The 5,792-nt window shown below is 46.8% G+C and carries 6 protein-coding genes; all 6 read right to left on the bottom strand.

The window, feature by feature from the left end; genetic code table 11:
• Window positions 1-56: 56 nt before the first annotated feature.
• Window positions 57-1,307, bottom strand: coding sequence for an L-fucose:H+ symporter permease (fucP, locus tag V7Q33_RS23075; protein WP_333821459.1), 1,251 nt, complete (start codon window positions 1,305-1,307; stop codon window positions 57-59).
• Window positions 1,308-1,373: 66 nt separating this feature from the next.
• Window positions 1,374-2,147, bottom strand: a complete 774-nt coding sequence (locus V7Q33_RS23070) for an SDR family oxidoreductase (protein WP_333821458.1) — start codon at window positions 2,145-2,147, stop codon at window positions 1,374-1,376.
• A 2-nt stretch (window positions 2,148-2,149) separates the two neighbouring features.
• Window positions 2,150-2,971, bottom strand: coding sequence for an amidohydrolase family protein (locus V7Q33_RS23065; protein WP_333821457.1), 822 nt, complete (start codon window positions 2,969-2,971; stop codon window positions 2,150-2,152).
• Between the two features lie 114 nt (window positions 2,972-3,085).
• Complete coding sequence (locus tag V7Q33_RS23060) at window positions 3,086-3,934, bottom strand: fumarylacetoacetate hydrolase family protein (protein WP_333821456.1); 849 nt, start codon at window positions 3,932-3,934, stop codon at window positions 3,086-3,088.
• A gap of 322 nt (window positions 3,935-4,256) precedes the next feature.
• Entirely contained in the window at window positions 4,257-5,033 is a 777-nt protein-coding gene (locus tag V7Q33_RS23055) for an SDR family NAD(P)-dependent oxidoreductase (protein WP_333821455.1), read from the bottom strand.
• A gap of 20 nt (window positions 5,034-5,053) precedes the next feature.
• A complete protein-coding gene (locus V7Q33_RS23050; RefSeq protein ID WP_331976872.1) occupies window positions 5,054-5,566 on the bottom strand; it encodes an HNH endonuclease in 513 nt (170 codons plus the stop codon).
• Window positions 5,567-5,792: the final 226 nt, after the last annotated feature.

The raw sequence follows: 5,792 nt of genomic DNA, 5'->3' as shown, positions 1-5,792 counted from the left end.
ACTCCCTACCCACTCCCACACCTCTAGCAGCTGGCAGCTTGCAGCCAGCTGCTTTTTTACGCCCGGTTTAATTTATAGCCGTTCAGTCCGTAGAAGCAGACTACTACAAAACATATCGCCGGAACGATCAACGACAGTTGAATATGTTCAATCGCGATAAGACCCATAAGCGGAGGAAGTATAGCGCCACCCACAATCGACATGATGATAAGTGATGATCCCAGCTTGGTGTCTTCACCAAGATCGCGAACACCCAACCCAAATATAGTCGGGAACCCGATCGACATAAAGAAGTTAGTTGCTAACAAAGCATATACTGCTACTTTACCTTCGGCAAACATACCGATGCAGCAAAGCAGCACTACCATCGCACCATAGATTGCAAGCATGGTGTGATTTTTCAGATACGTCATGAACCACGTACCTAAAAATCTGCCGGAAACAAATAGCAATGTACCAATCGCCATATAGTATTTAGAAGCAACCTCGTTGCTGGTGCCCGGTATAAGATCGGTAACAAAATTTATCGTGATACCCCAGATACCAACCTGACCGCCTACATAAAACATCTGCGCCAATACAGCCAACATCAGGTGACGTTTCTTGAATATAGCTTTGTTGAATTTCAAGGCCGATCCTTTGTTAGGCTCCGGCATTTTCAGCATGAGGAAAAGTAACGCTACGAACAATACCACACCGGCCAGCACTACATACGGAAATATTACCGCTTCTGCCGCTTGTTGTTTTTCTGCCAGTGTAGTCATGGCACCTTCATTACCCGCAAAGATAAATTGACCAGCAACCCACGGACCTACTACCAGCGCAAGGCCATTGAACGATTGAGAGAAATTGATGCGTTGTATAGCCGTTTCCGGTTTGCCCAGAATGGTTACATAAGGGTTTGCAGCCGTTTCCAAAAAAGCAAGTCCGCTGGCGATAACATAAAGTGCAATCAAAAAGAAACCAAACGTAAGCAACTTCGCTGCTGGTATAAATAACAAAGCACCCGCAGCATAGAGAAGCAATCCTATTATGATGCCTTTCTTATAGCTATACTTTTCCATATACAAACCTGCCGGTATAGCAATGGTAAAATATCCGCAGTAGAAAGCCGTCTCCACCAGCAATGCCTGCGCGCGACTGATTTTAAACACCGGCTGAAAGTGCGCGATAAGCGCGGAATTCATAATGTTGGCTATACCCCAGAGGAAGAATAAGCTCGTTACCAGAATGAAAGGGACAAGATACGAGCGATTGGCGGTAACCGACTCGTTGGATGTGATCGTTTCTGTGTTTACAATAGGCATAGGTATAATGGATTGTAGTGATTGAGTCTTCTTAAAAGATACTGGCTATAGATCGCAAAGATATACTTACGCTATAGCACGATCGAGGTGCACATAGCCGCCATCTACGTAGATAAGCTGACCGGTAGTGTGACTCGAACGTTCGGAAAGTAAAAAGGCTACCATGTTGGCAATCTCTTCGGAAGTTGTCATGCGTTTACCGAGCGGTATTTTATCGGAAATACGTTTCAAGGCTTGCTCCGGGTCGGGCAATGTTTTTACCCAGCGTTCATAGAGCGGTGTAAAACATTCGGCTACGATCACCGCATTTACACGCACGCCATATTTCAAAAGCTCTACCGCCCACTCACGTGTTAATGCATTCCGGCCACCGTTGGATGCCGCGTAGGCCGATGTACCACCCTGCCCCGTCTCCGCTGTTTTGGAACCTATATTTACAATAGCACCTTTCGATTGCTTCAGGGCCGGCAACGCATAGTGCGCCATTAAATAATAGTGCACCAGGTTCTTGTGCAGCGAAGCTATAAACGCTTCATAACTGCCGTTCTCTAAACCAACGCCATCATTTACACCGGCATTGTTTACGAGGCCATCAATACGATTATACTTTTTCAGAATAGCGTCAACAGCTTTTTTGTTTTCGGCAGGATCAGTAAGTTCGGCTGCTACCTGGAAGCCCTTGCCTCCTGTTTTTTCGAGTGTTTGCAGGTTGTCAGATTCATTGCGGCCAACGATCACCGGCACCGCTCCCTCATTCGCCAGCACCTCCACAATACCTTCCCCTATACCCTTCGCACCACCCGTTACGATGATAATTTTGTCTGCGAGATTTAATTCCATCCCTAAAGATTATAAAACTTCCTGGCATTTTCACCCATCACCAGGTTGTTTTCATCGTTCGAAAAGGTAGAAAAATACGATTGAACAATCGATAACTGCTGCTCATACGTGCCCGCCACCAGGCACACCGGCCAGTCAGAGCCGTATAGCAGGCGATGCACACCAAACGTTTCCTGTAACTCATCGAGGTAGGGAAAAAAGTCTTCCTTCTTCCAGTTTTTCCAGTCAGCTTCCGTTACCATACCCGAAACCTTGCAGTAAACATTTTCAAAAGTAGAGAGCGCAGCCATGTTCAGCTCCCACTTTGTTTTCTCTTTCGTGCGAATAGAAGGTTTCGCAATATGATCCACCACAATTTTTACATCAGGCACCTGCTCCACAAATTGCAATGCTTCCTCCAGCTGATAGTGGTATAGCAGCAGATCGTACGTATAGTGAAACGAAGAAAGAGCTTTTACACCCTTTATAAATTTAGGATCGAGCATAAAGCCTGCAGGTTCTCCCTGCACAATGTGGCGAAAACCCTTCAACTTTTTATACTGCGAAAAATACGCTAGCCGTTCCGTTAGATTATCGGCACGCAGATCAACCCACCCGACAACACCTTTAATAAAATCATGCTGCCCGGCAAGCTCCAGCAGAAAATGCGTCTCCGCTTCTGACTGATCAGCCTGCACCGCTACACATCCATCGATGTTGTTAGCAGCCAATATAGGCGCCAGATCTTCCGGGAAAAAATCGCGCTGAATCACGCGCATATCATCCGTTATCCACGCATCCTTTACAGGACTATATTTCCAAAAATGCTGATGTGAATCAATCATATAAAATTATTTTTCCCGCTGTCCCTCTCCTTTGGAGAAGAAAAAGTATAAAACAAAAAATACTTCCGCTGTCCTTCTCCCTCGGAGAAGGGAAGGGATGAGGCCAACACTCCCCTAAGACCAAGCCTTCGCCAACTGCCGTTGCTCGCCAAGGCCTTCTATACCCAGCGTAATAACATCGCCTGCTTTCAGGTATATAGGAGGCTTAAAGCCCAAACCAACACCCGCTGGTGTACCGGTAGAAATAACATCGCCCGGAAGCAGCGTCATAAACTGGCTGATATAGCTGATCAGGAACGGCACTTCAAAGATCATGTCGTCCGTATTGTTGTCCTGCATCGTTTTGCCGTTTACCTTCAGCCACATGTGCAGGCTATTATAGTTCGGCAATTCATCTTTCGTTACCAGGTACGGACCGAGCGGAGCAAATGTATCGCAGCTCTTACCTTTTACCCACTGACCGTTGCGTTCCAGCTGAAACTCGCGTTCGCTATAGTCGTTGTGCAGGCAGTAACCCGCTACATAGTCCAACGCATTTTTCTCTTCTACATACGTTGCCTTCTTGCCGATTACTACAGCAAGCTCCACTTCCCAATCCGTTTTCATACTGTTGCGCGGAATGATCAGATCATCATTCGGCCCCACCAGGGCAGTAGTAGATTTAAAGAAAATGATCGGCTCCTTCGGTATATCCATCTGCGACTCCAGCGCATGCTTGGTATAGTTCAGGCCGACACATATAATTTTAGATGGTCTTGTAATAGGCGCACCTATACGCGCACCGCTGCTTACTTTCGGCAGGTGGGTATTTTTCTTTAACCACTCTTGCAGACGCACAATACCATTTGTTTCCAGGAATTTCTCTCCGAAGTCTTCTCCGAAAGCAGAAACATCCAAAATTTCATTGTTGATCAATACCGCGGGTTTTTCGGAGCCCACATCTCCAAAGCGTAATAGTTTCATTCCACTGAGTTTTTAAAGAGCTGCTAGCTTCCAGCTGCTAGCTACTAGCTGTGTGGGAGTGAAGAAAGCTGCGAGTTGCGAGCTACTAGCTTCCAGAGGTGTGAGTGTGTAAAAAGCTGCTGGCTTCTGGCCACTAGCTTCCGGATGTGTAATCTACTTATACAAGTAATCTATATGCCGTTGAGTGTGAAGCAAAAAGCAACCCCACCACCAACAAGCCAGAAGCTGGCAGCTAGTAGCTAGCAGCTAGTTCGAAAGCTACGCATTGAACCCTAAACTCCAAACTGAGCTTTCTACTTCTTTAAGCGGTGTACGTCAGCTTTCAGCTATTCAGCCTGATAAATCCTCCATCCAATGGATAGTCTGTTCCGGTTACGAACGAAGCTTCATCCGAGCAGAGGTATAAGGCGAGTGATGCTACTTCATCGGGTTTGCCCATACGACCGATGGGTTGTGTTTTGGAAAGCTTCTCGAACATCTCTTTCTCCTGACCGGGATAATTCTTGGCCAGAAAGTTATCTACGAACGAGGTGTGCACGCGCGCAGGAGATATACAGTTGCAACGAATATTGTCTTTCAGGTAATCTTTGGCTACCGACAACGTCATGGTGAGTACGGCACCTTTGCTCATGGAATAGGCAAAGCGATCGTTAAGACCAACGCTGCTGGCGATAGATGCCATGTTCAAAATTACACCACCACCCTGCTGTTTCATCTGGTGAATAACCGCGTGCATGGCGTTATATACTCCTTTTACATTTACGGTATAAACACGGTCGAAATCCTCTTCGGTAGTATTATCGAGGCGACCGATGTGCGAGATGCCTGCACTGTTTACCAGTATATCGATGCGACCCGCCTCTTGTGCTATGGCAGCAATAGTTTCTTTCATCTGCTTCTGGTCTGCAACGTTGGCGGCATACGCCCGCGCCTTATGGCCCAACGCGATAATAGCGTTGGCCGCTTCATCGGCGGTTGACTTGTTGAGATCTAAAATAAAAACTTCAGCGCCCTGCTGCGCAAATACCGTGGCAATAGCTCGGCCGATGCCACTTCCTCCTCCCGTAATGACGGCTGTTTTGTGTTGAAGACTAAACATGGATTATTGAAATAAAAAAATTAATGGTGACCATGATGGCCGGTCAAAAACGGGTCCCATTCACCTGCCTGGCCATTCATGTGATCTTTCAGAAAAATTGAATAAGAGGGTTTATGCGGCTTGCGGCGCAACGGCATGTTGGCTTCTTCGGGGCTATAGTCGCCTTTTTTGGCGTTGCACTTTTTGCACGCCGTTACCAGGTTCATCCAGGTATCGCCACCTCCGCGGGCGCGGGGTGTTACGTGGTCTATGGTAAGCTCCTTCTTGGTGCCACAATACTGGCACTCATAGTTATCGCGCTTGAATATATTTTGCCGGGTAAGATTAACGCCCTTGTAAGGGGCGTTAACATATCGATTCAGTCGTATTACAGAGGGCATCGGGAAGCTCTGACTCACAGAGTGCAACTTATAGCCGTTCGCGGTTCGCACCAATTCGCTTTTGTTTAAGAACACCAGTATAAAGGCACGCTCTACCGAACACACCATGAGTGGGCTGTTGTCCTGATTTAGTACCAATACCCTGCTGTTCATGATTGAAAGATAAGTGCTAGATGGTTAGGAAACAACGGTATTGAACCGGTTCTTTTTGGAGAAAATCGCCGCAGCCAACAGAAAAACGAGCTCCAAAAGCGGAAAGCGCAAAGTAAAAAGCCGAAAGAACAGTGCAGTGTTCAAAGCCCCGGAAACAAACTATGAAGCGATGAAAGGTCCGGAAGTCAATGAGCCCGGAAGACCGAAAGCCTTATGCTGTTTTCCA

Source organism: Ohtaekwangia sp. (genome assembly GCF_036786105.1).
Lineage (GTDB): Bacteria > Bacteroidota > Bacteroidia > Cytophagales > Cyclobacteriaceae > Ohtaekwangia.
The sequence above is the reverse complement of the archived record's forward strand: the minus strand, read 5'-3'. Positions and strand labels throughout refer to the sequence as shown.